Source organism: Shimia sp. (assembly GCF_049116215.1).
Taxonomy (GTDB): domain Bacteria; phylum Pseudomonadota; class Alphaproteobacteria; order Rhodobacterales; family Rhodobacteraceae; genus Shimia.
In genome coordinates, this window is the sequence record NZ_JAGDZB010000003.1 from 648,737 (window position 1) to 672,981 (window position 24,245).

25 protein-coding genes and 1 tRNA gene are annotated in these 24,245 nt (G+C 54.6%); 13 read left to right on the top strand and 13 right to left on the bottom strand.

Annotated elements, in window-relative coordinates; genetic code table 11:
* From JXR15_RS11785 to JXR15_RS11805, 5 genes are all read right to left on the bottom strand, one after another.
* Entirely contained in the window at positions 1 to 1,050 is a 1,050-nt protein-coding gene (locus JXR15_RS11785; protein WP_422053411.1) for a hypothetical protein, read from the bottom strand.
* The gene (locus JXR15_RS11790; protein WP_422053412.1) at positions 1,040 to 2,050 is read right to left on the bottom strand and encodes a HupE/UreJ family protein; all 1,011 of its coding nucleotides are present in this window, start codon (positions 2,048 to 2,050) and stop codon (positions 1,040 to 1,042) included. Before JXR15_RS11790 ends, JXR15_RS11785 begins: the two co-directional genes overlap by 11 nt.
* Positions 2,047 to 2,883 (bottom strand): peptidyl-prolyl cis-trans isomerase, encoded by an 837-nt coding sequence (locus JXR15_RS11795; RefSeq protein ID WP_422053413.1) that lies wholly within the window; start codon positions 2,881 to 2,883, stop codon positions 2,047 to 2,049. Before JXR15_RS11795 ends, JXR15_RS11790 begins: the two co-directional genes overlap by 4 nt.
* Before the next feature lie 279 nt (positions 2,884 to 3,162).
* Positions 3,163 to 3,237: transfer RNA gene (locus tag JXR15_RS11800), tRNA-Asn, on the bottom strand.
* Between the two features lie 111 nt (positions 3,238 to 3,348).
* Positions 3,349 to 4,263, bottom strand: a complete 915-nt coding sequence (locus tag JXR15_RS11805) for an MBL fold metallo-hydrolase (RefSeq protein ID WP_422053414.1) — start codon at positions 4,261 to 4,263, stop codon at positions 3,349 to 3,351.
* A gap of 41 nt (positions 4,264 to 4,304) precedes the next feature.
* Between JXR15_RS11805 and JXR15_RS11810 the strand changes: the two genes are divergently transcribed.
* From JXR15_RS11810 to JXR15_RS11825, 4 genes are all read left to right on the top strand, one after another.
* Positions 4,305 to 5,627, top strand: coding sequence for an ATP-binding protein (locus JXR15_RS11810; RefSeq protein WP_422053415.1), 1,323 nt, complete (start codon positions 4,305 to 4,307; stop codon positions 5,625 to 5,627).
* A gap of 60 nt (positions 5,628 to 5,687) precedes the next feature.
* Positions 5,688 to 6,386 (top strand): GGDEF domain-containing protein, encoded by a 699-nt coding sequence (locus JXR15_RS11815; RefSeq protein ID WP_422053416.1) that lies wholly within the window; start codon positions 5,688 to 5,690, stop codon positions 6,384 to 6,386.
* A gap of 94 nt (positions 6,387 to 6,480) precedes the next feature.
* Positions 6,481 to 7,509 (top strand): N-acetylneuraminate synthase family protein, encoded by a 1,029-nt coding sequence (locus JXR15_RS11820; RefSeq protein WP_422053417.1) that lies wholly within the window; start codon positions 6,481 to 6,483, stop codon positions 7,507 to 7,509.
* Entirely contained in the window at positions 7,506 to 8,294 is a 789-nt protein-coding gene (locus JXR15_RS11825; protein ID WP_422053418.1) for a glycosyltransferase family 25 protein, read from the top strand. The genes JXR15_RS11820 and JXR15_RS11825 overlap by 4 nt, the downstream gene beginning before the upstream one ends.
* Positions 8,295 to 8,302: 8 nt before the next feature.
* Here the strand turns inward: JXR15_RS11825 and JXR15_RS11830 are convergent, their stop codons facing one another.
* The gene (locus tag JXR15_RS11830) at positions 8,303 to 9,130 is read right to left on the bottom strand and encodes a glycosyltransferase family 2 protein (protein WP_422053419.1); all 828 of its coding nucleotides are present in this window, start codon (positions 9,128 to 9,130) and stop codon (positions 8,303 to 8,305) included.
* A gap of 8 nt (positions 9,131 to 9,138) precedes the next feature.
* Positions 9,139 to 9,912 (bottom strand): hypothetical protein, encoded by a 774-nt coding sequence (locus JXR15_RS11835; RefSeq protein WP_422053420.1) that lies wholly within the window; start codon positions 9,910 to 9,912, stop codon positions 9,139 to 9,141.
* 209 nt (positions 9,913 to 10,121) lie between these two features.
* On the opposite strand from JXR15_RS11835, the gene neuC reads away from it, so the two are divergent.
* Positions 10,122 to 11,261: a UDP-N-acetylglucosamine 2-epimerase gene (gene neuC, locus JXR15_RS11840; RefSeq protein WP_422053421.1), complete on the top strand. Its 1,140-nt coding sequence runs from the start codon at positions 10,122 to 10,124 to the stop codon at positions 11,259 to 11,261.
* 58 nt (positions 11,262 to 11,319) lie between these two features.
* Positions 11,320 to 12,648 carry a 3-deoxy-D-manno-octulosonic acid transferase gene (locus JXR15_RS11845; RefSeq protein ID WP_422053422.1) on the top strand — a complete coding sequence of 443 codons (1,329 nt, stop codon included), beginning with the start codon at positions 11,320 to 11,322 and terminating at the stop codon, positions 12,646 to 12,648.
* On the opposite strand, the gene JXR15_RS11850 is transcribed toward JXR15_RS11845, so the two are convergent.
* Both JXR15_RS11850 and JXR15_RS11855 read right to left on the bottom strand, forming a co-directional pair.
* Positions 12,645 to 13,349 carry an acylneuraminate cytidylyltransferase family protein gene (locus JXR15_RS11850; protein ID WP_422053423.1) on the bottom strand — a complete coding sequence of 235 codons (705 nt, stop codon included), beginning with the start codon at positions 13,347 to 13,349 and terminating at the stop codon, positions 12,645 to 12,647. The genes JXR15_RS11845 and JXR15_RS11850 overlap by 4 nt on opposite strands.
* Positions 13,346 to 14,239, bottom strand: a complete 894-nt coding sequence (locus JXR15_RS11855; RefSeq protein WP_422053424.1) for a hypothetical protein — start codon at positions 14,237 to 14,239, stop codon at positions 13,346 to 13,348. Before JXR15_RS11855 ends, JXR15_RS11850 begins: the two co-directional genes overlap by 4 nt.
* 180 nt (positions 14,240 to 14,419) lie before the next feature.
* On the opposite strand from JXR15_RS11855, the gene JXR15_RS11860 reads away from it, so the two are divergent.
* Positions 14,420 to 15,325: a lysophospholipid acyltransferase family protein gene (locus JXR15_RS11860; protein ID WP_422053425.1), complete on the top strand. Its 906-nt coding sequence runs from the start codon at positions 14,420 to 14,422 to the stop codon at positions 15,323 to 15,325.
* Between the two features lie 119 nt (positions 15,326 to 15,444).
* Positions 15,445 to 15,675 carry a hypothetical protein gene (locus JXR15_RS11865; protein WP_422053426.1) on the top strand — a complete coding sequence of 77 codons (231 nt, stop codon included), beginning with the start codon at positions 15,445 to 15,447 and terminating at the stop codon, positions 15,673 to 15,675.
* Between the two features lie 3 nt (positions 15,676 to 15,678).
* Here the strand turns inward: JXR15_RS11865 and JXR15_RS11870 are convergent, their stop codons facing one another.
* Both JXR15_RS11870 and JXR15_RS11875 read right to left on the bottom strand, forming a co-directional pair.
* A complete protein-coding gene (locus JXR15_RS11870; protein ID WP_299420693.1) occupies positions 15,679 to 16,395 on the bottom strand; it encodes an RlmE family RNA methyltransferase in 717 nt (238 codons plus the stop codon).
* Positions 16,396 to 16,464: 69 nt separating this feature from the next.
* Entirely contained in the window at positions 16,465 to 17,577 is a 1,113-nt protein-coding gene (locus JXR15_RS11875; protein WP_283427493.1) for a Ppx/GppA phosphatase family protein, read from the bottom strand.
* 283 nt (positions 17,578 to 17,860) lie between these two features.
* Between JXR15_RS11875 and JXR15_RS11880 the strand changes: the two genes are divergently transcribed.
* From JXR15_RS11880 to JXR15_RS11900, 5 genes are all read left to right on the top strand, one after another.
* The gene (locus JXR15_RS11880) at positions 17,861 to 18,157 is read left to right on the top strand and encodes a virulence factor (RefSeq protein ID WP_422053427.1); all 297 of its coding nucleotides are present in this window, start codon (positions 17,861 to 17,863) and stop codon (positions 18,155 to 18,157) included.
* 26 nt (positions 18,158 to 18,183) lie between these two features.
* The gene (locus JXR15_RS11885) at positions 18,184 to 19,107 is read left to right on the top strand and encodes a methylenetetrahydrofolate reductase (RefSeq protein ID WP_422053428.1); all 924 of its coding nucleotides are present in this window, start codon (positions 18,184 to 18,186) and stop codon (positions 19,105 to 19,107) included.
* An 11-nt stretch (positions 19,108 to 19,118) separates the two neighbouring features.
* Positions 19,119 to 20,195 (top strand): methyltetrahydrofolate cobalamin methyltransferase, encoded by a 1,077-nt coding sequence (locus JXR15_RS11890; protein ID WP_422053429.1) that lies wholly within the window; start codon positions 19,119 to 19,121, stop codon positions 20,193 to 20,195.
* A 182-nt stretch (positions 20,196 to 20,377) separates the two neighbouring features.
* On the top strand, positions 20,378 to 20,965 hold the full coding sequence (locus JXR15_RS11895; RefSeq protein WP_422053430.1) for a TetR/AcrR family transcriptional regulator: 588 nt from the start codon (positions 20,378 to 20,380) through the stop codon (positions 20,963 to 20,965).
* 150 nt (positions 20,966 to 21,115) lie between these two features.
* Positions 21,116 to 21,349 (top strand): hypothetical protein, encoded by a 234-nt coding sequence (locus JXR15_RS11900; protein ID WP_164642676.1) that lies wholly within the window; start codon positions 21,116 to 21,118, stop codon positions 21,347 to 21,349.
* Positions 21,350 to 21,352: 3 nt separating this feature from the next.
* Here JXR15_RS11900 and JXR15_RS11905 read toward each other — a convergent pair whose 3' ends face one another.
* Both JXR15_RS11905 and JXR15_RS11910 read right to left on the bottom strand, forming a co-directional pair.
* The gene (locus JXR15_RS11905; RefSeq protein WP_422053431.1) at positions 21,353 to 22,954 is read right to left on the bottom strand and encodes an AMP-binding protein; all 1,602 of its coding nucleotides are present in this window, start codon (positions 22,952 to 22,954) and stop codon (positions 21,353 to 21,355) included.
* A 77-nt stretch (positions 22,955 to 23,031) separates the two neighbouring features.
* Positions 23,032 to 23,868, bottom strand: coding sequence for a YihY/virulence factor BrkB family protein (locus JXR15_RS11910; protein WP_422053432.1), 837 nt, complete (start codon positions 23,866 to 23,868; stop codon positions 23,032 to 23,034).
* Between the last annotated feature and the right edge of the window lie 377 nt (positions 23,869 to 24,245).

The following is a 24,245-nucleotide window of genomic DNA, read 5'->3' on the forward strand; positions in this document are numbered from 1 at the left end:
TTATTTCTTTAATGGTATCAATCTACTGACTTCTATCGCTTTGAGGGCTTCCAACGAGGGATCTTCGTCAAGGTCGCTCTCAGGCACGTCCAGACCGGCATTTGCGGCGATGGCGGAAAACTGCAGGGACACGACATAAGCCAACTCCGGATCAAACAGAACACGTGCGGTCAGAACGTCTTCAATTGCCTTGCGGAGATCTGCGTCTCCGGCCCGAAAATGCATAGCCAATGCCTGCACTAGGGCGCTGTGGGTGTTATAAGTGTGGTTGGAACCGGACAAATGGGTCTCTGCCAGCCAACGCAAGCCGCGCTCGCCGTCAAGCTCGACCAAGCTCAACGCATATGCACCGAGCATGTCATTCTCATGGGCAATGCCTTGCGTGACCTTTGCTTTTAAAAACCCGCTTAACTCCGTCGTCGGCTGGGAAAAGCCCAAGAGAAGAATCCGGATTGCACGCAAATCCATCTGGCTCGGGATATCAAGCTGAGCGCGCAATGTGTCGGCCTCAACCTGCAAGTCCAGCGCTTGCAAGGTGGCGTAATCCGCCAGGTCCAATTCCCTTAGCGCAAGCTCCCGTGCGCGCCTGTGTGGGTGATGCAGCAGCTCCCCAAAGAAGGTCGCGCGTGCTACAGGATCGTTTTGCCAAGACGACAATGCCTCCCAAATTCTTTGCAATAAAGGTTCAAACGCCGCATCAACCGTAACCAGACGATGCCACACCTCCGTTTCTGGATCCCGTGTAAACAAAACAGTCGCGTGTGGTTTCAGGCGCATCAATCGGCGCGTTGTGCTGTCCACAAGAAAAGGCAGCGAGCCAGCAGATGTCTCACCACGTAATTGACCGGTGATACTGAACGCGAAGGGCGTGGACTCGGACGGCCGCGCCAGAACCACGGTGTCCGCTCGCATAAGGCGCTCGACAATGGTGGGTTTGGGCTCGTACCCATGAAAGGCACAAGGCAAGGCTGCAGTGGCGAAACACATCCCAAACAGCGCCAGCCGACCAATTGAGATTGCTCGTATATTGCCCACGCGATCAAAAGCCATAAATCCGTTCCACAAGCCAAAAAGTCGCGACGCCGCCAATCGCGTACCCCGCAACCACATTGGCGCGGCTGACCAATTGGTAAGATAGAAGGTTCAGGGCCCTCAAAAGCAGCTTTAGACCAAAACTGAGAGACAAAATCACAGCGACAAATACCAATTGGCCCGCCTCCACACCCAGATTAAAGGTCAACAATGCCAGCGCAATGTCAGATTCTGGCAGGCCGATATCCTGCAAGGCGCCGGCAAATCCCAATCCGTGGAGCAGACCAAAACAAAAGGCCACCACCCAAGGTGCACGCTCTGACAAGCGCAGGTGGACATCGTCCCGCTTTAGGATTTCAATCGCCAAAAACACCACCGAGAGCGCAATGATCGCCTCTACAGGCGGGCCGGGAATGGACACATGCCCCAAAGCCGCAAGTGCCAATGTTAAACTGTGGGCCACCGTGAACGCCGTGATCGCCCCGACCAATCGGCCTTTGCTTCGGATCAGCAAAACCAGCGCAAAGACAAACAGAAGGTGATCCCAGCCTTCCAATATGTGTTCGAACCCAAGCACCGCGTAGGTCCAGCCAACTTGCAGGTGACTCTGAGATTTTGGAATTGTGAATTGCGTTTGGGTTGCGGTTAAACGGGATGTGGAAGGTGCTCCTTCCAAGGGTTGAAACCGGACTAGAACATCCGTGTTCTGCCGATCCAAACCGACGATGCGCAACACCGCCCCCTGCATCCCCGTCGGGCACAACGCGGTCCACTGAGATTGCCAGGCAGCACCGTCAGACGCGGGGTCCGGCCCGGTATTCGGGGTGCATGAGGGCGGCAGCTGCACATCGATGTCCATCGGCATGTTGCGCACATCCGGCTTGCGCCAAAACACCGCAAAGGAACCTGCCTCCGTCTCCCGAATATCCAGATATCCGGGGTCAAGTTCATGCGCATCGCCTTGCTGGGAAAATACTAGGAGGCTGACACAAAACAGAAGGTAGCGGAGCCAATTCATTGGCCGATCCAGCTTTGCAATGTATCCGCATTGGGTCGAGACACTTTGTACGCCTCCAGAAGCGTGGCTTCCTGCGCCGCCCGCAGATCATTGGCAAGTGCACTGCGCCAGTCGGCCAACACAATATCTCGCACGTCTTTTAGGGCCGGTGTATGAGCGGGAATATAGTCATGCACCAAAACCACATGCAGCCCGAAGCCAGACTGTATCGGCCCGGACCACTTGCCAATTGGTGCTTGTTCCAACTGTGCAAAGACACCACGGCCAAAACTGCCATCCACCTGATTGATGCCTGCGTTGCTCAGCACAGGTTGTAACATAGACGACACCGTATCCTGTGGCTGCGTCTCGTCTGCATTCAGAGAGTCCAGAAGCGCGGCGACGTCCAGCAAGTCTGCTGGCACACCAATTTGCTCAAAACTCACCAAAGCCGGTGTTTGAAATTTGGAGCTGTGGTCCCGCAAGTGCTGCTCCAACACCGCATCCTCAGGAACTGCGGATTGCGCTGCCGAGGTCATGAGAAACGCCATTTTTTGCACCAATCGATTGCGCACCACGCCATCACCATTGTCCAGGCCCAGAGCGCGGGCCTCGCGCACCAAAACTTCGCTGCGCACATACTGATCCATCAATGCCTGCGCCTCATCAGAGCTCGGGCCACGTTGCATCTGCGCGTGAAACCGAGAAGCAAGAGCGGAAAACACCTGCTCGGACACAACAATTTCATCCGCTTCAGGGGCGTCTATTTGTTCAGTCTGTTGCACGGAAAACCAAACAAAAATGGCAGCTCCCAAAACAGCAAAGTGGAAAAATGGTTCTTTGTAAAAGGCCATATCGGTTCTCTAAATAGCGACGATCGGGGTGATTGTCCTATAGAATAGACCCTCTGTTGCATGTGAAAATCAAGCCTTTTCAAGGTCGTGCCCGCCAGTATCAAAGCCGGAAAAGTATTTTCAAATTTTCGGCGATACGTTGCGAGAGATCACAACACTCCATTAAGCAGCACAATGCTCTTAAACCCAACATTGATCCACCCGAAAGAAACAACACGAGGTTGACCGATAGTCACAAAGCAAAAAAGCCTCCAACCCGTTAAGGTTAGAGGCTTTTTATGGCTCCGGCGGTAGGGATCGAACCTACGACCAATTGATTAACAGTCAACTGCTCTACCGCTGAGCTACGCCGGAACATTTTGTATCTTTCAGAGTGTGTCTCTGAGGATGTGGCGGGGTATAACTTTGGTTTCCGGGGACGTCCAGTGGCTTTTTCAAAGTTTTTTGAATTTCCGCAAAAAAATTCTACAGAAGTTCGAATACCGCCTCTGCGCGTAGATCTCCAGCTGGTGAAACTTGGCTTTTTCCTTGCAAATCAACGAGGTGCGCAAAGACGTTACGCGTTGCAGCCGGCAGCAGTGCCGCTGGCGTATCCTTGTAAATCAAAGCAGCAAGGACTTCGGCAGTTGCCGGGCCGCGCTTGAGCGTCGACAGAATCTCGACCTCGCGAGACTTGCGGTGTGCCATCAGCCAATCCACCCGCTTTGTTGGGTTCTCAATGGGGGCACCATGTCCGGCATGAAACACGCGCCAAGGCCGCGCGCGCAGTTTCTCACAAGACTGCATGAAATCCGTCAGATCGCCATCGGGGGGCGAAACCAGCGAGCTGGCCCAGCCCATCACATGATCGCCCACAAAACACATATCCCAAAAACCAAAAGCAATATGGTTGCCAAAATGACCTGGCGTGTGAATCACCTCAAGAGCCCAATCCGTACCTTCGATGAGATCACCGTCAGCCACCAAAATGTCTGGTGCAAAGTTGGCATCCACGCCCTCCCCGCCTCCTGCCAATCCGGTCTCGGCCAGTTTCTGCATGACTGCACTGCGTCCTGCGTCCGGCCCACCAAAGGCCAGAATCGGCGCGCCCGTTTTGGCTGACAGCGCCGCGGCCAGCGGCGAATGATCGAGATGGGCATGTGTGACACAGATATGCGTGATCGACTGCCCCGGTTTGATGGCCGCCAAGATCGCCTCCAAATGTGGCGCGCTGTCCGGGCCGGGATCAATCACCGCCAGATCAGCCGTCCCCACCAAATAGGTATTGGTGCCGCGAAAAGTCATTGGCGAAGGATTGGGTGCCAAAATGCGCCGCACCTTTGGCTCAAGCTCAACGGCAACGCCCGGTTCGGGGTTGAAAGCCAACATCTGCGCGTCCATGGTCTTCCTCTCTGAGAGTGGTCTTACGGCAAGGTGTACGCATGTTTTTTAAGTGGCTCAAACGCTATATGCCACGCAGCCTTTATGGCCGTGCTGCGCTGATCCTTGTGGTGCCGGTTGTGCTGCTGCAACTGGTTGTGTCTTTTGGCTTGATCACCCGGCATTTTGAAGGCGTCACCGAACAAATGACCCATGCGGTGACCCGTGAAGTGCTGTTGGTGCTGGAAGGCATCGACAACCAGGACGAGGTGCCAGAGGCCTTGCCCGTTGTGTTGAATGTGCTTGATATGGACATCGACTATAGTGACGAGGTCCGAACCAAAGACACACGCGTTTGGTACGATTTTTCCGCGTTCATCATTTCTCGCGAGTTTCGCAGGTTCTTACCCGGAGTGACAGCAGTAGAACTGGCAGAAAAAGGCCAGGTCGACCTGCATTTGCAACGCCCCGAAGGCAACCTTGTTGTCCGGTTCGATCGACGACGTGTTTCCGCTTCAAATTCCCACCAACTCTTTGTGAATATGGTTTTTTTCGGCGCACTCCTGACGTTTGTCGCCTATCTCTATTTGCGCAACCAGCTGCGACCGATCAAGCGCTTGGCCGCGGCTTCCGAAGCTTTTGGACGTGGACAAAGTGTGCCGTATTCGCCAGGTGGCGCAGTGGAAGTGCGCGCAGCTGGCAGCGCCTTTCTGGACATGCGCGCGCGCATCGAGCGGCAAATTGAGCAGCGCACTTTACTCCTATCAGGTGTCAGCCACGACCTGCGCACCCCCTTGACCCGTTTTAAGTTGGGAGTTTCGCTGCTGGACGACGAGGATCGCGAACCTTTGGAGCGCGACATTGAAGATATGCAGCGCATGCTTGATGCCTTCTTGAGCTTTGCCCGTGGCGCTTATGAAGACGACAGCGAACAGGTGGATGCGGTTGGATTTGTAGAAAATGTGGTTCAGGACTTTACCCGATCAGGGGACGATGTGACCATCCACGAGCTTGATGGCCACGGCATGGTGTCATTACGTCCCGTGGCCGTTCGGCGGGCAATCGAAAATCTGATTGGAAATGCGGTGCGTTACGCCAATCGCGCCGAAGTGTCCGTTCAGATTACCGATCGCTATTTACGTGTGCGCATTGAAGACGACGGACCTGGCATTTCACCAGATCAACGCGTGGAGGCGCTCAAGCCTTTTGCGCGGTTGGAACCGGGGCGCAATCAAAACAAAGGCATGGGCGTTGGGCTTGGCTTGTCTATCGCCGCAGATGTGGCTCGGGCCCATGGCGGAATCCTTCGATTGGGGCAAAGTGAACGGCTTGGCGGATTGCGCGCGGACTTGGTTCTGGGACGCTCTTACTCACCTTCTTCTTAAAGGATTTTTAGCCCTGGGCAGGTAAGCCGGAGAGGACCTTCCTGTTTCCGTGAGTCTGTGATGATCCGCACCCGCGCCCATCTTGCCTTTTTTGCCTTCGGGTGGACTGTGGTAGCCGTTGTGCTGAGCTTAGTGCTGTCGTTCACGGCACTTGGCCTCACTCCAAGCCTGCGCAATGCCGTCGTCGCCGTGACTGTTCCTGCAATTGTAACGCCTTTTGTAACTCTTCTGTCCGGGCGGATGATGATGAGATTGCATCGAATGTCGCAAAAATTGCAACACGCGGTGGACCATGATGCATTGACCTCGACTGTAACGCGTCAATATTTTTTCGATAAATTACGAAGCCTTGACAGCGAAACATCATCCACCATTCTGCTGATCGACATCGACCAGTTTCGTGACATCAATGACTCCCATGGACATTATGTCGGGGACATTGTGCTGCGAGAAACAGCACATCGCTTGATCAACAACACGCGCCGAGACGACCTTGTGGCGCGTTTTGGGTGTGAGGAATTTATTGTGCTGCTACCAGACACCACGCCAAAAGACGCGCTGCATGTGGCCGAGCGTATGCGCGCCACTGTGGCACGTACCCCAATTCGGACGTCAATCAGCAAAATCCCCGTCACCGTCAGCATCGGCATCGGTCATTTGGGGCCGGATAGCGACTGCAAAGCGGCGATGCAGGAAGCAGATGATGCGCTTTACGTCGCCAAAACTGCAGGCTGCAACTTGGTCAAATCTGCGGCCTGATCCTGCAGTACATCCTTGCGTGCGCAACTTTACAGCCTGAACAGGAAAGGATAGCTGTCATGCGATAACAGGCGACCGACAAAAAGGACGAGTCATGCGCATTGGCAACCGCGAAATTGGCCCCAACCACCCTCCCCTTGTGATCGCCGAAATTGGCATCAACCACGGCGGCGACCTATCAGTTGCCAAAGAGATGGTACGCCTCGCGGCGCTGTCTGGCTGCGAAATGGTCAAGCACCAGACCCATTTTGTTGACGACGAAATGACGGATGAGGCCAAAGGGATTTTTCCGCCCAATGCCGATGTGTCGATCTGGGAAGTGATGGAGCAATGTGCGCTGTCCGCCGAAGACGAGCTGGAGTTGAAGCGCTACACCGAAGAGCTGGGAATGATTTTCATCTCCACGCCGTTTTCCCGGCGCGCTGCGGACTTTCTTGCTGATGCAGGTGTGCCTGCGTTCAAGATTGGCTCTGGAGAGGCGGACAACTTGCCGCTGATCCGCCACATCGCGTCCTTTGGAAAACCTGTGATCATGTCCACAGGAATGCAGACCATCGACACCATGCGCCGCTCTGTGGCGATCCTCGAAGAAGCTGGCATTGAATACGCGCTTTTGGAATGCACCAACCTTTATCCGTCGCCGCCTGAGATTGTTTCCCTGCGAGGCGTCACTGATTTGAAAGAGGCGTTTCCCAACGCAATTGTAGGCTTCTCCGACCACTCGATTGGACCGGACATGGCGTTGGCGTCTGTAGCGCTGGGGGCTTGTATTCTGGAGCGGCACTACACCGATACACGTTATCGCCAAGGTCCGGATATCATCAACTCGATGGACCCATCCGAGCTGCGCCATATCATTGAGCGTTCTCGCGAGATCTGGATTGCGGCCAACAACCCAAAACAACGCACCGAGGCGGAAGAGTCGGTTTATGCCTTTGCCCGCGCGTCTGTAGTCGCCGACAAGGATCTGCCAGCGGGTCACGTCATTGGCGAGCAAGACATCTGGGCCCGCCGTCCAGGGTCCGGTGAAATTCCGGGCTATGACTTTGACAAAGTTGTCGGCAGGACTCTCACCCGCGCGGTAACACGCAACACACAACTGAAGTGGGAAGATCTTTCTTGAGCAAGCCCCCCGATAACCTGGGAATCTGGCTGATCAATCTGCCGAAGGATTCCGAGCGGCTTGCAAATATGCAGTCTCAGTTGGCAACAATGGGACTAACCGCGCAAGTGTTTGAAGCAATTAATGGAAAAGAGCGTGCCGTCGAGCTTGCTTCAAACGTAAATGAACAGGCCTATCTCAAAAACACGGGGCAACCGATAATTCCTGGACACGTTGGAGTTTATGCGAGTCATAAGGCGGTTTGGGATCTGTTTTTGGCGTCCGACAAGGAGTTTGCGCTGATCTTTGAAGATGACGTTGTGTTCCACGATGATTTTCGTCAGGCTCTTGAAACCGGACTTGCCGCGCACCGACATTGGGATTTGCTACGGTTCAACGCCATTCGTGCCAAACTCCCAGTACCTCAAGGTTTGTTGGGAAAATACACACTAAATGCATACATTGGTCCCTTCACGGGCAATGCGGCGTATCTGCTGAATAGACATGCCGCTCAAAAGTTCTGCGAGCAAATCTGGCCACAAACTCGCCCGTTGGATCATGAAATGAACCGTTTTGATAAATATGACTACCGCGCACTTGGTTTAGAGCCATTTGCCAGCCATCCAGATGACGGCGGTGTCTCAACCATTACAGGCGTCGGATTTGACCAAGTACGCAAACCACATTGGAGCAAACGGGTTCCCTATTACCGCTTAAAGATCACAAACTACTTTAGACGCGCCAATTGGCTGCTCAAGGCAGGCATGGTTCCCGGATCAAAAAAGCCATTGGACAAGAACAGTTAGCAGTTCTTCTACTTGGAGTTTGCACCCCAGATACCGTGGGTTTCTCTGAAATACTCAATACAGGCGCGATTTGCTGCGATCCGATCATGGCCACTGTAAATAAGGTTACGCAGAGCCGCGTCTTTCACCTCATTTTTGTGACCCAATGAGCGAATCTTTTTCTCAGTATTCAGCCAAATGGGAATACCCTTGCGCTCCAGACATCCGGACAGCCAAACATCATCCACAGTCCAGAGAACGTCGGGAATATCATAACAGGATTCGTCAAAAAACTCCGGTCGAACCAATACTCCGCCCCAGCCCTCGAGAACATCCACATACCCTGGCCGGTTGGCCTTTGAGGGTTTCCATTGTCCCAAGCTGACAGCGCGCTTCAAACGGTACGTAAGGTTTTTTTTGATAAACCCAGCTCGAGGGGTTTGAGCGCCTTGCCACCCGTCATTGGCATAGTGCGGCGCATCCAAATGTCCGCCTTCCTCACAGATACAGCAATTGGGATGCTGTTTTGCCGCGTCAACGTATCGTTGCGCCCAATTCACATCGTAAAGCTTGTCGTCGTCACAGAACAAAATTTGGACGTCTTGGCCTTTGTACTCCTTAGCAGCTGGCAGAACTTTGGTTGCCGGTCCCAAATCCTCGTCAATAACCCGCAAGTTCACACCTTCCGGCATCTCTGGAAGATCTGACGGTTCATATTCAAACCGTTTGTATTTTCGCGCAACGTAGAGGTTTATGGCTTCAATTTCGGCGGTCTGCTCAAGTAGATGAGACAGGTTTTCGCCGACAATTGGAAACCGTGGTGGAATAGTTGTGAGCGATAGCACAAGTCGTGTCATGGTATCTGTTAGCCTTTGAGTGACCCACCAAAGCGGGTCCAATAATCTACCATCCATGGAACTTGCCCCCGACCGTAATGAGGGAATTTATCCCAGTTGCCGCTCGGCGGATCAATCAAATCAATTGGACGCGGGAGTCCGTGAAAGCATAAGATTTTGGCTGTTGGCGCTTTGGGATGCAAGATGCGGTCAACAACCAGTGGGCGACGGAGGTGATATTTGAAACTTTGCAGCCAATCAGTTGGCCAATACTGGATATCGCCAAATCCCAGGGTCGCAAATTCTCCATGTAGGAAATCCTGCTCGTTGTCATAGCCAGACAGCATCTCATCCATTTTTGAGACAAAGTGGTCAACAACCGAGCTAATCTCGCCAATATCAAATGCAAAAATCCCAGTACCGGTCCGAGCAGGACCAGAGTTGTAGCGCCATGGGCGGGAGTCCAAACATACAAACGCGCCAGGAAAATCAAACATCTCTGACAAATCACCTGAAATGACGGTATCCAGATCAATAAAGAGCGCTCGGCCTTTCAGGCCATTCAGGTCGCTTGAAAAAACGGTCAATTTTGGCCAAGCTCCCGCCTTCCACGCAGATTGAGGCAAACCAACCTCAGGGATTGGAAGTGTTACAACCCCCGGATCAATACCTTGCGCGTCCTCGGTCAAGCACACAAAAGTAAAGTCGCCGTCCATATTGGCCTTGGCTGCGTTGTAGAGCACATTGACATACTCCGCAGAGTACAGCGTGCCCCACTTCATCGTCAAAATGACACGTTCCATTTTTCGGCCTTTCCAATAGACGTTGGCACACAAAGACAAGCTTTAGCGTATGGCTCACACCTAGCTTTGGTCTCGCTGGAAGTCCAGCGGACTGGCGCGTTCCGCCGTCTCTTGTTTTCCCTATACCGCGCGTTTAAATTCTTGGAAACGTATCAAAAAGTGATGTGATTTGAGGGGTCCCTCAACACACACGGTCCTTGGAGCAGCCGATGTCCGACCCTACCGACCAAGCCACGAGCCTCCTCTTCCTCACCGGCACACGCGCTGACTTCGGCAAGCTGGAACCCTTGGCCACAGCCGCTCGTGATGCTGGTTTTGATGTCTCCTTCTTTATCACCGGCATGCATATGCTGGAGCGTTACGGACGTACAAAAATCGAAGTGCATCGCATGCCCGGCGTAACCAAGCACGAGTTTCTGAACCAGCGCCCGGGTGATCCGCAGGACATCGTCCTTGCCAAAACGGTGACCGGATTCTCTGATTACGTGACAGAGACACGGCCGGATCTGGTTGTGGTCCATGGCGATCGCATTGAGGCCCTTGCAGGTGCGCTTGTGGCTGCGACAAACTATATCCCTTGCGCCCACATTGAAGGTGGCGAAGTCTCTGGCACCATCGATGAAATCTATCGCCACTGTAACACCAAACTGGCCAGCCACCATTTTGTCAGCTCTGAGGACGCCAAGCGGCGCGCCATGGCGATGGGCGAACCCGAAGGCGCCATCCATGTGATTGGCTCACCGGAGTTGGATTTCCACGCGGGTCCGTCCGGCGTGACCTTGGACGACGTTAAAACGCGCTATGATATCGCTTTCGATGACTTTGGATTGGTGACCTTTCACCCGGTCACGTCAGAACAGACGACCATGGGCGCGCAGGCGGAAGCTTTGTTTGATGCACTGGACGCGTCCGGCAAGAATTTCGTTGTGATCGCACCCAATAATGACCCGGGGTCCGAAGACATTTTTGCGGTTTTGGATAATCTGCCGCCCGAGCGTTTCCGGCAGTTTCCATCCATGCGCTTTAATCATTTCTCCGAGTTGATGAAAAACGCGGCTTGCATGATTGGCAACTCTTCAGCCGGTGTGCGCGAAGCGCCGTTTTTGGGACTGCCTTCCCTGGACATCGGCACCCGCCAAACCAACCGCGCGCAATCCGGTTCAGTGTTTAGCTGCGCCGCGGACGATCGGGCTACAATTGAGGCCTTTCTGACCAAAGAGTGGAACCATCGCCATGAGCCGCACACTGGATTTGGCGAAGGTCGGGCCGCGGAGCGTTTTGTCGAGACCATGAAGAACGAAAACTTCTGGGGGCAAGGGTTGCAGAAAGCCTTTCACGATCTTGCCTAAGCTGGCAATTCGCCGCTGACTGCACCTCAGCCGAAATTTCAAATCAGGAACGATCCACATGCCTCTGAAATTACGTGTTTTTCTTGCATTTTGGTCGGCGATCTGGCACCTTTTCTTACCGCTCGTGTTGATCTATTTGCACCGCAGAGGGCGCAAAGACCCGCTGTATCATCAGCACATTTTTGAGCGTTTTGGACGATACAAAACCACGATGCGGGAGACGATTTGGATCCACGCTGTGTCCCTTGGCGAATTGCGCAGTGCTGTTCCGCTGATTCAAGCTTTTTTGGAGCAGGGCGAAAAGGTGGTGGTCACTCAATTTACTCCAGCCGGTCGGCGCGAAACACAAGCGGTTTTTGCAGATGCCATTGGCAACGGCCAGCTCCAAACCGTCTGGGTTCCATTTGAAACCACTTGGGCTTTTCGCAATTTCTTCAAAGCGTTTTCCCCGAAGTTTGGCCTGGTCATGGAGATTGAAATCTGGCCACGCATGGTCATGGCCAGCAAACGCGCGGGTGTTCCCCTCTTCATGTGCAATGCACAATACCCATCTAAATCCATAGAAAAAGATCAGAAGTCCTTTGGCCTGCGCCCTGCTGTAATGGCGCAGTTTGCCGGGGCTTTTGTGAAATCCGACCTACAAGCCAAACGCTTTGCCGCCGTAAACGTTCCAAATATCCATGTCACTGGTGAGCTGCGCTTTGACCAACCGGTCCCATCACATTTGACGGAAGCAGGGCCGGCTGCTCGAAAGTGGATTGGCGCCAACGATCGCCCCGTGGTGACTTTTGGCTCTACCGTTGAAGGCGAAGATGCTCTGTATGTTGAAACCATGAAGCAGATGTTGGCCGGCGCGGGACCCAAGCCGCTGTTTGTCTATGTGCCGCGTCGTCCTGAACGGTTTGATGACATTTACGACATGTTGAAAACTGAAGGGTTTGATGTCCTGCGCCGCTCAGCAACCCTGCCCTCGGCAATTTCATCCAAAGCTTTCCAAGAGCTTGAAAAGCCTGCCTCACAGCCTGACATCTTCTTTGGGGATAGTTTAGGCGAAATGTACTTTTACCTATCGATGGCTGACAAGTCGGTCGTTGGTGGCGGATTTGTTCCTGCTGGCGCACACAACATCATTGAGCCTTTGGCTTTGAAAAAACCAGTGATCACCGGACCTGAAACCTGGACCATCGAGTATCCATTTGAAGAAGCCAAAGCGGCTGGAGTGGCCTGTGCAAAACCGGATGCCACAGCCTTGGCGGAGGCGCTTTCCAGAAGTTTTTCGCCGTCAGAACAAGATATTGACGTTTTTTTTGAGGCCCACGCGGGCGGTACGCAAAAACTGATGCAAGCGCTCCCGGAAGCGCTCGCGTCAGCACAGGACAATCTTTAAAGCCGTCCGGCGTTCAACTCACCCAGCAAATACTGCACCAAACCAAAATCATGCGGCTCATCAATATCAAAACCGCGAATGGACGGGATTTCAAACGGTAGCACCCGGCCCTCATAGATCGTCTTGGCGCTGCGCAAGTAGTCCGGCGCCACCACATAAACACATCCGACATGCTCAAAAACTCTTGGCGCAGATTGACGTGCCCAAACGCCCCCCGGCAGGGTTTTGGACACTTGTAGCGCACCACTTTCATCCGGCTCTACCAAATTGAAATAAGGGTTTTTACGTGCCTCACACACGCTCATCACCATATCAGGTTCATCAGATTCAAACAGAGCCAACGCGCCCGTGACATCCTCTGGCACGCGCAGTGGGTTTGTACAATCGAGGTCCAGAAAGGCGGTCACATCTTGCTCGAGCGCCTGCTCACTCGCCGCCAACGCATGTTGCCAAACACCCCATTTTGGAGCGGTGTCTGTTGCCAACTCCGCCGGGCGCAGCCCAATTTCCAACGCCCCTTTACCGACGGCATGAGCGTAGACTTCCTCATCATCGGTCGAAACCACCACCGCATCGACCTGAGGATGTGAAAACAACATGTCCAGGGACCAGTCGATCAAAGGCTTCCCTTGGATCATTCGGAAATTCTTGCCTGGTACGCCTTTGGAGCCTTTGCGGGCTCCGATATGTCCAAGGATCATGACTTGCTCTCTTCCTCACGCGCAGACAGCGCTTCGTAGTATTGTGTTAGTTTTTGTTTCATTGGCCCAATGGCCTTTTCCGACCAGATCAACCGCCGGCCCTTCCGGTCGACAAATCCACCACCCTCGGGCATCTGCAGCAATTCCTGACCTTTCACTTCAACCCCTGGCAGCGTGACAGCCAAAAGACCATTCCAGCGTCTCCTCACCCATGGAAGGGACGCACGTAAGTGCGTCAACCAGGCCCAGGGCAGCATAAACTCAGTCGGAAACTTGACGGCCATCGATTTTGGTATGGCCTGCAGACTTTCTTGCGCAGCCCAGCTCATAAACCGTTCATCAGCAATCATTGGGCGGAACCCGTTCATCCCGTGTCGGCCATGGAGAGACCGAAACTGCTCAGCGATATAGCCGCATTCGCGCGGGTGATAAACGACAATGGAGGAGTTTCCTCGGGCATATCTTTTTTTGTTGGTGCGGCGCCAAATCCACCGCCCCAGCGGGCCAATCGGGAGCATAGCGCTTTGAAATAAAACAACAGCTTTCTCTGATTGGGCGACGTCCAAAAACTTAGACATGTCGCCAAAAACCACAGTGTCAATGTCGATATAGACAGCAGGCAAATCTTGCGGGACAACACCATCCTCAAACATTGCCAGCTTCGCCTGGCACCCACTGGTGCGCATTTCTTCCTGCACAAAAAACTCAGGAAACGTGCGCTGTAAGATGCCTGTTGGCAAACCGTCTCTTTGGCGGTCGGTGATCAATACAGTTCGAAAGGGTCGACTGGCAGTTTTTTCAACCGTTTCTATCAATTGACACACTTCAGAGGGGCCGTATTTTGTGCCCCAGAGGATCAGAACCAACTGCCATTCCGCCGCTGACGTCATTGTCGAACCTTTGCTATCGCGGCCCACACCCAGGGTATGTGACCTTGTCATGCCAACCTGTGTTACGACGTGCATCTCATTGGTTCAATCTCATTCTGACCTAGTCCCTTGCACACAATCCTCGTAAAACATAAGTAATTCCCACCGCATAGACCTCGAACTCGCGAGACCACAACACACATGGATACTTCCGATAAAAGTTTGGGGCACAAGATTAGCGATACCATTATCCGCGCAATTCTCTCCATCATGCGCAAAGTGCCATATGACGCGCGTATGAATGCCGCCGGTTGGATGGCAGATCATCTGGTTGCGCCATTGTCCGGCAATCGACGCCGCATTCGCGAAAACCTGTCGCTGGTTTTGCCGGAACTGTCCGATCAGCAACGCGAAGACATTGTGCATCAAGTTGCCAATTCGATGGGACGGATGTTGATGGAGACATATGCGGGCTCCGAATTTCAAGCGCGCATCTCAAACGCACCAGTTCTGGGCCCTGGCAATGCAATTCTCGAACAGGCTCACAAAGACGGCAAAGGTGCTTTGATGGTGACCGGCCACTTTGGCAATTATCTCGCGGTGCGAGGATCCTTTTTGGCGCGCGGCATACCAATCGGCGGCCTCTACAAACGCATGTCCAATCCCTATTTTAACGAACACTACGTCGCAGCGATGGCCGATTTTGGCGAGCCTTTGTTTGAACGGGGGCGCCGCGGCATGGCGAACATGTTGCGACATTTGCGAGATGGTGGATTTGTTGGCATCGTTCATGATCAGCGTATCAATGATGCGCCGCTCTACCAGTTTATGGGGAAGCCAGCTCGGACCGCAGAATCCCCCGCTGATCTGGCACTCAAGTACAAAGTTGATTTGGTTCCGTGCTACGGGGTCAGGCAGCCTGACGGAAGTTATGTCATCGAGACCGAAGCGCCCATTCCTCACACCAATGTGCAAGAGATGACCCAAGCTCTCAACGACAGTTTGGAGGCCCAGATACGCAAACATCCGGGCCAGTGGATGTGGACACATAACCGATGGCGCGATGCAGGCAACAACACCACAGAAGACCTTGCCCGAGGGAACTGAAACACACTTCCCCAAAATCTCCACATTTGCGCGCCACTTTGACCATAAGCCGCCTGCATAGGTATCTTGTGGCCATCTGCACTTTTCCGGCCACTCAATAGCTGCCTAGGAGACATCCAATGTATCATGCGCCTCACGCTGTGGCCGCAGAGCCATCCCGTCACGCCCGTCTGTGGGAATTGATCCGCCAGCAAAACCTGGCAACCATGAAAAAGCCAGCTGACGCGGTGCGTGTGGCGCCCAAGCGACCGGTCCAGGCCAAACGTCCCGAAGCGCTGGAAGTCGAGTTCGAGTTCAACCCGGATCAGATGCTGAAATCCGCCTCAAATTCGCTGCGCCGCGCAAGCTAGGCTTTAGCCACGAAACCCTGTGGCTACCACAAATTTCTCCGAGCTGTCAGAGCGACTGCTCGGTGGTTTCACATTGGCAACTTTGGTAAACTTCTGTTTCAACAGCTTCTGAAGTTCGCCTTCGGCACCACCCGCTAAAACCTTGGCCACAAAGGTGCCACCCTCTTCCAGCACATCAAAGGCAAAATAGGCTGCGGTTTCACACAGCGACATAATTTTCAAGTGGTCGGTCTGCTTGTGACCCGAGCTTGATGCAGCCATATCGCTCATCACAACATCTGCTTTGCCGCCGAGCCATTCTTTGACCTGATCGTCCGCGCCTTCATCCATAAAATCAAGTTGATGGATATCAGCCCCGGCAACGGCCTCAACTTCCTGCAAGTCGATACCCAGAAGAGTGCCAACCTTCTTACCAGATTTTTCTCCCAAAGCATTGATGCGCGGCACTGCCACTTGAAGCCAGCCACCCGGCGCACAGCCAAGGTCAACAACCCGCGCCCCTGGCACCAAAAAGCGGAACTTATCGTCCAGCTCCATGATTTTGAAAGCCGCGCGCCCTCGATAGCCCTCGGCCTTTGCGCGCGCCACATAAGGGTCGTTCAGTTGACGTTGCAGCCACCGAGTGGACGACAGTTTACGCCCCCGCGCGGACTTTACCTTGATGGTCAAATCCCGCTGCCCACGTCCCGAAGTATTTTTACCGGTAGGTTTCTTGGCCATTTCCGTCACCACATTGCGTTGAAACAACGCCTTCTAGTCATTTTTGTCAGAGTCACAAGGGAAACCGCCTTAGAACGGCCCATCCTCTAGCACCCCATCCGCACTCATCTGCGCATAAAGCAGCCCTTCACGCAGGCCGCGATCTGCAACCGAGAGCCGATCAGTCGGCCAACACCGCAGCAACGCCTGCAAAATTGCAGATCCACTCATGATCAAGGCTTGCCGATCTTGCCCAATTCGCGGGTCCGCACGCCGCCCCTTGGGACCTAGGTCCAGATAGCCACGAATGACCTTGTCGATTTGCTCGCTAGTCATGCGCAGCCCATCAACCTTGGTGCGATCATAGCGGCGCAAGCCCAAATGGCTGGCGGCCACGGTTGTCACCGTGCCACTAGTCCCGATAATTTGGAAACCCTCACTGGGAGGCGCATCTTTGTATGGTGCAAATTCGCTGAGATTTTCCTCAAAAAACCAGCTCATCAAGGCAAACCGCGCGGAGTCATCTTCCACATCGCGAAACTGATCGCGCAGCGTGGCCACGCCCAAAGGCACAGAAATCCAATCCACCACTTTGGCAGCGGGAAACGGGCTGTCGACAGAGTGAAACCCACTGCGCAGGCGCATAATGGCTCGCGCCCGCTCGATTGGCGGCACAGAGGTCAAGTCCATCCACACCAACTCTGTGGAGCCGCCGCCAATGTCCACCACCAACAACTGTTCTGTCTTGGTGCTCACCAGTGGCGCGCAAGAAATCACCGCCAAACGCGCTTCTTCTTCGGGCTGGATGATTTCCAATTGAAGGCCGGTCTCCCGTTTCACCTGACGTACAAACTCACGTGCGTTTTTGGCACGACGACAGGCCTCCGTCGCCACAAGCCGCATGCTTTTGACTTTGTGACGCTTCAGTTTCTGCTGACAGATGCGCATGGCCTGGATGGTGCGTCGCATCGATCCACGCGACAATCGTCCCGTGCTTTCCAGCCCGGAACCCAATTGGACAGACTTGCTAAAGCTGTCTACCACATGAATTTGACTGCCCTTCGGCTGGGCAATCAACATGCGACAACTGTTCGTGCCCAGATCCAGCGCCGCATAAAGCGAGCTGGGATCAGGCGGTTTCGGCGCGGGGCTCTCAACCGGTTTAGGGAATGCGCCCGCACCTTTGGGACGCTTGGGCGCCATCGTAACGCCCTCCATTTCGTGTTACCCTCAACGTAGTCTGTCCCCCTGCCCCGCGCAATCCCGTTTCGCAGCCAATCACGCACAAGTCGGCACCGCCGCTGCTCATCTTCTTCATGCAAAGATTTCACAGCCACCCCCATAGCCAAGCAGGGCGGCCTCTCGCTACAAAGCCCCCACAACAAACCCCAAGGTCGCGTTACGTCGTCCTATTGTCGAAAATGAGCCAAAGCGGTCCCAGCCCCTGCCCTAGGAAGGAAGGACCGATACCGGAGGAATCACCCAAATGCCTGATGTCACCATTGTCTACTGGCGCGATATTCCTGCTCAAGTGATTGTGGGCAAAGGGCGTCGCGGCGCAAAAAAACCTTTGGCTGAACGCTTTGAACAGGCCATCGACCGTGCGGCAATGAAAGTGGGCGCATCTGACACGGACGCCTATCTGGCGGAATGGCGCAAGGGCGATCCCTATCCGGTGGAGGGAGAGCCGCAAGCCATCCTCGAACATGAGGTGGCCCGGCTGGAGGCAGAGTTTGATCAGGCCCGCATCAAGGAAATGATCAACAATGAAGGCTGGGCGTGACACGCCCCTCTTTTTGGGAGGCCGCAATGGCTTTGTTGAACTTTAAGCGCAAGACCGAGGAGGTCAAAACCACCACGCCAGAGATGGAAGCCTTTTTGCAGGGTTATTCCATCGAGGTCATGCCGCGCACCGCGGCCAAGGTGGACGACTTCCGTACGCTTTTGCCGGCTGGCACCCGTGTCTACATCGCCCATATCGAGGGCACCCCAATTGAGGACATGGTCGATACTGCCCGTCGCATTGCGGCCGAAGGTTACGACGTGATGCCGCATTTCCCTGCCCGCATCATCAAAGACAAAGCCACCCTGGAAAACTGGATCGCCATGTATCAGGGCGAAGCGGATGTCAAACAAGGCCTGATGCTGGCCGGTGGAGTGTCCGATCCACATGGCGACTTCGCAGACTCCATGCAACTTCTTGAAACTGGCCTGTTCGACAAAGCGGGCTTTGAACGCCTGCACGTTGCAGGCCACCCAGAAGGCAACAAAGATATCGATCCCTCCGGCGGCTCCGCTAATGTCGACGCCGCACTACAGTGGAAACAAGACTTCTCTCAGAGATCTGATGCAAAAATGGCCATCGCCACGCAGTTTGCCTTTGAAGCCGCGCCGATCATCGACTGGGCCAATGGCGTGAAATCCGCCGGCATCGATATCCCTATCCACATCGGTATCGCAGGTCCCGCCAAGCTTCAGACTCTTATCAAATTTGCCATCGCCTGTGGTGTTGGACCGTCGCTTAAGGTACTGCAAAAACGCGCTATGGATGTCTCCAAATTGCTGCTGCCATATGAGCCGACAGAGGTTCTAACCCAACTGGCCAACCACAAAGCAGCAAACCCTGAGTTCAACATTGACTCGGTGCATTTCTTCCCGCTTGGCGGCATCAAAACTAACGCCAACTGGGCCATCAATAACGGCGGCGCTTCGGCGCAGCCAGTCAAAGCCTAACAGGATTAATCATGACCCGTACCGTTATAGAATCACAAACAAAAACCGCGATCATGGGTTTTGATCAGCCGTTCACCGTGATTGGCGAACGCATCAACCCAACGGGGCGCAAAATTCTGAACGCAGAGCTGGAAGCGGGCGACTTTTCCCGCGTTCAGGCCGACGCTCTGGCGCAGGTGGCCGCTGGTGCCACCGTTCTCGACATCAACTCTGGCGCAGTCTTCTCCAACAAAATGGCCGAAGACCCACGTTATGCGGACAACAACTTTGTTGAGCCGGATCTGATGCGCCAACTCGTTCAAAAAGTGCAGGAAGTCACCGACTGCCCGCTCTGCATCGACAGCTCCGTACCTGGTGCTCTGGAGGCCGGACTGGAAGTGGCCAAAGGGCGGCCCCTGCTGAACTCCGTAACCGGCGAAGAAGAGCGTCTGGAAATTGTTCTGCCGCTGGTCAAAAAATACAACGTGCCGGTTGTGGCGATTTCCAATGATGACACCGGCATTTCTGAAGATCCGGAAGTCCGTTTTGCCGTTGCGAAAAAGATTGTGGAACGTGCCGCCGACTTTGGCATCCCGGCGCACGACATCGTGGTCGACCCGCTGGTGATGCCCATCGGTGCCATGGGCACCGCAGGCTTGCAAGTGTTTGAACTCAACAACCGCCTGCGCAATGAGCTCGGTGTGAACACCACATGCGGCGCATCCAACATCTCCTTCGGCCTGCCAAACCGTCACGGCATCAATAACGCGTTCCTGCCAATGGCAATGGCCACCGGCATGACCAGCGCCATCATGAACCCGATTGCGCTTCCTGTTGGCCCTAAGAAGCTGGCCGAGAAAAAGGCTGAAGTTGAAGCTGCTGGCATCAACTTGCCAGAAGGCATGGATGACGAAGCCTTTTGCCAAATGTTTGGCCTTGGCTCCACCAAAGCCCGTGCAGGCAAAGAGATGGAGGCCATTCGCGCCGCCAACTTCCTCACCAACAACGATGAAGGTGGTGCTGAGTGGATCCGCTTTAACAAGCCTCCCGCCGCCGCTGGAGAAGGTGGCCGTGGACGTCGCGGTGGTAGCCGTCGCCGTCGCGCCTAAATCTCTCACATCGCAAACGCACACAGGGCGGGGATTTCCCCGCCCTTTTTCTTTGCCCGCAAGCTCTGTCAGGTCGTTTACCGTTTGGTCAGCACTTTCGCAGTAAACAAGGCTTACCAATTGGCAAGCTTCTACCATCTGGTAAGCTGACCTTTAAAATCCGAGCTACGCAGGACCAAACCATGTCTCAGCCGTCCCCCGCCCGCACCCGCTACATCACGCTCGCAACTGAGGGATTTGCCACCCATGGCTACCACGGTCTGAGCCTGGCCAATCTTGCAAAAACCGCAGCTGTCACCAAACAAGCTCTCCTGCACCACTTTGGCACCAAGGACGCGCTTTATAATACGGTGCTTGAAACCCTCACGGACCGGCTCTTGGCCTCGCTAAATGACACACCGGACGTGTCACCCAAAGTGCGCCTAATCCTTCATTTTCAAGACCTTCTCAGTGGCGAAACCGACGCTACGGCAGATGCCCGTCTGGTTTTGCGCAACCTTTTGGACAGCTCAAGTGAGACCGGGGTTGCGCCTCTCAAGCCGTACCTCAAAGCACTGTTGGATTTGGCGCGCTCTGTTCCCGCCAAGAAAACCACCACTGACATGGAGTTGTTGTTGGGGCTCTACGGGGTGATTGGCAGCGCACAATATCTGCTGATTTCACAAAACGCACTGTCCGCATTCCTCCGCACGGACGATAGCGCGGCCCTCAAGGCTGCCCGCCAAAAAACGGTTGCAACACAGCTCAAGGCCTTTCTGGACTCGGAGTAAGGGGCGCCAGACCAAACGGTAAGAAGTCGACAGCTTACCACTCGTAAAGGCACCTCACGTGCCAAATTGAAGATCGACGCAGAAGAAAAACGCGCAACTTTATCGGAACGGTTAACCCTAGATTCACCAGTTTCCCGCCAGAGTGGTGACATGCAGGCCACTTTGTCACATACGACCACCGGCCAAAACTGGCTGGATCAGGTTTTCTCTTCGTTCAAATCCGGAGAAGCTGGCGCCGTTCGTCGCCGCATTCAGGATGTCGAGGCGGAATGCGGCCGCGCGGCTTTGGAATTGGCTGTCAGAAAGCGAGGCTGGCACCTGCTGGAAACCGACCGCGACTATATCATTTTATGCACAACCGGCTCCTTTAAGATCATCTGCTAAAACCTAGCCGCGTTTCTTCTTGGTCCGGAAATCATAGGCGCCATCCGTCTCTGATCCGTTGTCCCCAAACAGGCTGTGTTTCTGGATTTTCTGCGTTCCGGTCACCGGAATATCCGCCATAAACCGGATCCAGCCAGGCGCCTTGTAGTAGGCCAGCCGCGCAAAGCTCCAGTCAAACAGCTCTTGAGCCAGCCCGTCATCCGCATCACCAAGTACTTGAACACAGGCCATAACTTCTTCGTCCCGCATCGCGTCTTCAACGGCCACAACAGCGACACGATCCACCGCCGGATGGTCTTGCAAGCAGGCCTCGATTTCTGCGGCTGCAATATTCTCGCCTGACCGCCGAATGATGTTTTTCTTGCGATCCACAAAGGTGACCATGTCGCTTTCGTCCATGACCACCGTGTCACCGGTGTGAAACCACCCACCGCGCCAGGCCTCTTCGGTGGCCTCCGGCAAGTTCAGATAGCCTGAAAACGCCCCACGTCTCGGTGCGTCCGCGCTGTACCGAAGGGTCATTTCACCGGGCGTACCACGGGGTACTTCCTTGTCATTGTCATCAACAACCCGCACATCCAGCCCTGGCATCGGTCGCCCCATGGCACGGGTGTCAATACGGCGCGGCTCGTGACAGTCCGCCAACATCCGGCACATTTCTGTCATGCCCCAAACCTCGATCAGCGGAAAGCCAAAGCGTTTCTCAAACGGCCGGTGCAAAGTCGGTTCAACCCCTGCCCCCACAGCCCATTTAACCTGATGTTTTTGCTCCCACTCTTCGGGATCCCGGTTCATCAAGGCCGGAATAATAATGCCAAGGTAATGCGCCGCCGTGGCACCTGTTTCCGCCAACTCGCGCCACCACGCCCGTGCGCGAAAGCGCTCCGGAATGATATGAGTGCTGCCGGTCTCAATCACCGCCATAAACAGCAGGATCGCCGCATTCACATGGAACAAAGGCAGCGGGCAATAAACTTTGGTCACCCCTGCCTCAAACTCAATCAAGCCGCCACGTGAGGCATACCACTGCCCCATCTCCACCTCATAGGCGTGGCTCATGATACAGCCTTTGGGACGCCCAGTGGTGCCGGACGTGTAGATCAGACTGGCTTCAGTGAGGCCACTTACCGGTTGGTCAGTTGGCGCAGGACGTGCGCATTTGGGCAAACCCGGCAGGCTCTCCGTCACCTCCACGGTGGGCACGTCTAACCCGCTCTCCGCGATTCCCGCCGCCATCAACTCCGCCAACTCTGGTGCGACCAAAGCCAAATCCGCTGCGCTGTCTTGCAACAAATAGGCCACTTCGGCCGGGCGATAATCCGGATTCACGGGCACCCAGCTGATACCACGTTTCGCCAACGCCAGTTTAATGAGCAACATCTCCGGCCGGTTTTCCAACAACACAGCAACCCGGTGCCCGTGACCGTACCCTGCGTCCGCAAGCTGGGATTCCATGGCGGATACGGCCTGTTCTGCCGCGCCATAAGTGCACAAATAGCCATCGGGATGGTACGCTCGGGCGTCATTCGCAGGCACTTGCAAAAAACTATGTTCTGAAAACGCCTTCGCCCGCGTCTCAAACAACGCACCAATGGTCTCGACCATGTCAATTCTCCTCTTCCCCGCGGCGGACCTTATCCAACGCCAAAGCAGCGACAAGAGTGACGTACCGTAGATCGTAGTTATACGGGCGCGCCGCGACGGCGCGTTTCATCCATCAACTGGCCGTTAAACTCGGCGCCAAATACAAAAATGGCAGACATCAGGTACAGATAAACCAGCGCGGACATTATGCCGGCCAATCCGGCATAGGTCACCGAATAGGTCGAAAAGCTGCTGATGTAGATGGTGAACACCTTGGAGGCGAAAAACCACAACACCAGGCACAACACGATGCCCGGCCAAAGGCTCCCGGTTTTATGCGGTACCCCTGGCAGCCATTTGTGGCAGGCAAACAGAAAGAAGGTTGTGACCGCAAAAATCACACCTTGGCGAAACTGCTCATTACTCAGGATGGATTGGTCCAACCAAGGCACAAGGTCTTCGAAGAAATGCAGCACAACCGGCACCACCACGCTGACCAAACCTGCCGCGGTGAATAAGGCACTCCCCGCCACAACAAACAGGATCGCCAAACCGCGCACTTTCCAGAATGGCCGAGGGTCGGTTTCGCGATAGGCGTCGGTGATCACCACCCGGATCGCATCAACGCCGTTGGACGCGAACACAATTGCCAACACCGCGCCAAGGGTCAGCGTTGAACTGCCTGCCTGCAAAACCGCGCGCAATTCGCGCTCTATGGGGCCGGCAATTGCGTCGGGCCAGGCCCCAATGGCAAAGTCGATGATGTCATCCACCTGCGCCTGAGGACTCAGCGCCCCGGCCAGTGACAGCGCAAACAGACAGAAGGGAAATAGCGCAAACACAAAAGACAGCGTCAAATGTGAGCTGCGCATAAACCCGTTTTTGCCGTTGAACCGCACCACGGTGGCACGCAAGCAGTTAACCAGATGTCTCATAAGTGCCCGCCTCTCCTGCGCTTTTGTCGACCAATCCTCTGTGTAAGGTCAAGCAGGATAAGGCGCGCAGGAAAGACCACTCGAAATTGGCGCAAAATCACAAAGACATTTCCTAAACTCCAAAAGGATTTGTTTACCCCTTTCCCATATCACTATCACAGAGGACGACACGGCCTGGGGACAACGCCGCAGACATCCTCCGGAAGACCCGCACCGCTTTCCTCCCTCCCTTGGGCGGTGTGACCACTACAACCAACTTCACTCTCTCCCTCCTCCTTCCCCTGTTGGAGTTGGTTGTCGGCGCCAATCGTTATGCCTTGACGTGACGCGCCGGTCTGCACCCAAGTCAGACCACTCACGGACACAAGGCCAGCGCC

Bases quoted from the DNA above. Each gene is read 5' to 3' on its own strand.
- JXR15_RS11785 (WP_422053411.1), bottom strand. From the start codon at position 1,050: ATGGCTTTTGATCGCGTGGGCAATATACGAGCAATCTCAATTGGTCGG.
- JXR15_RS11790 (WP_422053412.1), bottom strand. From the start codon at position 2,050: ATGAATTGGCTCCGCTACCTTCTGTTTTGTGTCAGCCTCCTAGTATTT.
- JXR15_RS11795 (WP_422053413.1), bottom strand. From the start codon at position 2,883: ATGGCCTTTTACAAAGAACCATTTTTCCACTTTGCTGTTTTGGGAGCT.
- JXR15_RS11805 (WP_422053414.1), bottom strand. From the start codon at position 4,263: ATGGACGCGCAGATGTTGGCTTTCAACCCCGAACCGGGCGTTGCCGTT.
- JXR15_RS11810 (WP_422053415.1), top strand. From the start codon at position 4,305: ATGTTTTTTAAGTGGCTCAAACGCTATATGCCACGCAGCCTTTATGGC.
- JXR15_RS11815 (WP_422053416.1), top strand. From the start codon at position 5,688: ATGATCCGCACCCGCGCCCATCTTGCCTTTTTTGCCTTCGGGTGGACT.
- JXR15_RS11820 (WP_422053417.1), top strand. From the start codon at position 6,481: ATGCGCATTGGCAACCGCGAAATTGGCCCCAACCACCCTCCCCTTGTG.
- JXR15_RS11830 (WP_422053419.1), bottom strand. From the start codon at position 9,130: ATGACACGACTTGTGCTATCGCTCACAACTATTCCACCACGGTTTCCA.
- JXR15_RS11835 (WP_422053420.1), bottom strand. From the start codon at position 9,912: ATGGAACGTGTCATTTTGACGATGAAGTGGGGCACGCTGTACTCTGCG.
- neuC (WP_422053421.1), top strand. From the start codon at position 10,122: ATGTCCGACCCTACCGACCAAGCCACGAGCCTCCTCTTCCTCACCGGC.
- JXR15_RS11845 (WP_422053422.1), top strand. From the start codon at position 11,320: ATGCCTCTGAAATTACGTGTTTTTCTTGCATTTTGGTCGGCGATCTGG.
- JXR15_RS11850 (WP_422053423.1), bottom strand. From the start codon at position 13,349: ATGATCCTTGGACATATCGGAGCCCGCAAAGGCTCCAAAGGCGTACCA.
- JXR15_RS11855 (WP_422053424.1), bottom strand. From the start codon at position 14,239: ATGACGTCAGCGGCGGAATGGCAGTTGGTTCTGATCCTCTGGGGCACA.
- JXR15_RS11860 (WP_422053425.1), top strand. From the start codon at position 14,420: ATGGATACTTCCGATAAAAGTTTGGGGCACAAGATTAGCGATACCATT.
- JXR15_RS11865 (WP_422053426.1), top strand. From the start codon at position 15,445: ATGTATCATGCGCCTCACGCTGTGGCCGCAGAGCCATCCCGTCACGCC.
- JXR15_RS11870 (WP_299420693.1), bottom strand. From the start codon at position 16,395: ATGGCCAAGAAACCTACCGGTAAAAATACTTCGGGACGTGGGCAGCGG.
- JXR15_RS11875 (WP_283427493.1), bottom strand. From the start codon at position 17,577: ATGGCGCCCAAGCGTCCCAAAGGTGCGGGCGCATTCCCTAAACCGGTT.
- JXR15_RS11880 (WP_422053427.1), top strand. From the start codon at position 17,861: ATGCCTGATGTCACCATTGTCTACTGGCGCGATATTCCTGCTCAAGTG.
- JXR15_RS11885 (WP_422053428.1), top strand. From the start codon at position 18,184: ATGGCTTTGTTGAACTTTAAGCGCAAGACCGAGGAGGTCAAAACCACC.
- JXR15_RS11890 (WP_422053429.1), top strand. From the start codon at position 19,119: ATGACCCGTACCGTTATAGAATCACAAACAAAAACCGCGATCATGGGT.
- JXR15_RS11895 (WP_422053430.1), top strand. From the start codon at position 20,378: ATGTCTCAGCCGTCCCCCGCCCGCACCCGCTACATCACGCTCGCAACT.
- JXR15_RS11900 (WP_164642676.1), top strand. From the start codon at position 21,116: ATGCAGGCCACTTTGTCACATACGACCACCGGCCAAAACTGGCTGGAT.
- JXR15_RS11905 (WP_422053431.1), bottom strand. From the start codon at position 22,954: ATGGTCGAGACCATTGGTGCGTTGTTTGAGACGCGGGCGAAGGCGTTT.
- JXR15_RS11910 (WP_422053432.1), bottom strand. From the start codon at position 23,868: ATGAGACATCTGGTTAACTGCTTGCGTGCCACCGTGGTGCGGTTCAAC.